Below are 1,594 nucleotides of genomic sequence, written 5' to 3'. Positions count from 1 at the left end.
TTCGAAGTTGATGAACCTCTGAACAAACAGTGTTCGAAAGGGATGACATTTATTCGCACTGTGTACGGTGAAGAGTGTTTGTCTGTGCTGAAAAAGAATCGTAAATATGCAGGGCAGTTTGAGCCGATTCGTAGCAGTGCTTTACTTGGCATCAGTCCGTTTTTTAAGTCGACAAATGTTGATGACACGCAAGCGTTGGAATTGCGTTACGACAGTAACAAAACTGCCATACAACTTTATAAAAATGGGCAGCTAGAAAAACAAGTCATTATTGAGAGCGCAGGCTCCGAACAATCGTAGCGTTTAGATACTTAAGTAGGTTAATTAGATGAAGAACTTATTCATATTGTGTGTATTGTTTACTATCTCTGGTACAACGCACGGGCGGGATCAGGTGCGTGTCGTGGGTAGGTCAACAGTTTATCCTTTCGCAAGCTTTGTTGCTGAAGAGTTTGGCAGCGTTTCGCGATTTCCAACGCCGGTTGTCGAGTCGACCGGAACTGGTGGCGGTATGAAATTGTTCTGTTCAGGTAATGGTTTGGATACCCCAGATATTACCAACGCGAGTCGCCGTATAAAAATTAAAGAGCTTGAGCTGTGCCAACGTAATGGCGTTGATAACATTACTGAAGTGATGTTTGGTTATGACGGAATTGTCCTAGCGCAATCCAATACAAATGCTGAGATGGATATTACTAAGCGCGACTTGCTTCTTGCTGTAGCGAAGCTGGTTCCAAACGAGGACGGAAGTGATTTAATTGAGAACCCTTACACGCACTGGAATCAAATCAACCCTGCATTGCCTAAAAGAAAAATTAGCGTTTATGGTCCACCAATCAGTTCAGGAACACGAGATGCTTTTGAAGAGATTGTAATGCAGTACCAAACTGAGCAAATGAAGGTGTATAGAGACGCCGGCCGTAAAGGGTATCGCATTATTCGATCCGATGGCGTATATATTCCAAGTGGTGAGAACGACAATCTTATTGTGAAAAAACTGACGAAGGATACAGCTGCTTTGGGCATATTCGGTTACAGCTTTTTGACTGAAAATGAAGATGCGATTTCAGGAGTCAGTATTGATCAAATATCGCCATCTTCGGAGACCATTGCTGATAAATCTTACCCCATTGCACGTAGTTTATTTTTTTACATGAAGAACGATCATTTAGAAAATGTTCCGGCAATGCAGGAATATATCGATATGTTCTTGAATGAAGACATAATTGGTGAGGATGGTTTATTGATGGAGATTGGATTGATTCCAATGTCAGAATTATTACTTGAGGCGAATAAAGCCGCAGCAGAGTCTGCGAAGCCTTTATCGTTAGAGCTCTTGCAAGCTAGCTCTCATTAGATTTTCAGAAATCTTTCGTATTGCCTAGCCCAGCATTCGCTGGGCTTTTTTATTTCATAAATGTTTCAAACGTGTGGCTATCTTTCATTAAATTGAAGCAAATGTGTCACTAACTTGTCATTTTGCGTTTCTATTCTTTTTCTTGATTCTAAACAACAATGAATTGGGAAAAATCATGAAAAAAATACCAATGATCAAATCGGCAGTAAGTGCTTCAGTACTCGTATCTGCTTTAGG

At 40.8% G+C, this 1,594-nt stretch carries 2 protein-coding genes; both read left to right on the top strand.

Going from position 1 to position 1,594, the window contains the following annotated elements:
- Positions 1–300 (top strand): hypothetical protein (locus A3738_RS17855; protein ID WP_231876689.1); only part of this gene is annotated, 300 nt, incomplete at its 5' end.
- Positions 301–328: 28 nt separating this feature from the next.
- On the top strand, positions 329–1,357 hold the full coding sequence (locus A3738_RS17850) for a substrate-binding domain-containing protein (RefSeq protein ID WP_068763751.1): 1,029 nt from the start codon (positions 329–331) through the stop codon (positions 1,355–1,357).
- Positions 1,358–1,594: the final 237 nt, after the last annotated feature.

It is taken from the genome of Oleiphilus sp. HI0066 (genome assembly GCF_001635725.1).
This window is presented reverse-complemented; position numbering and strand designations above follow the sequence as displayed.

What these genes read in the sequence shown, in the direction of transcription:
- A3738_RS17850 (WP_068763751.1), top strand. Translation starts at nt 329, where the DNA reads ATGAAGAACTTATTCATATTGTGTGTATTGTTTACTATCTCTGGTACA.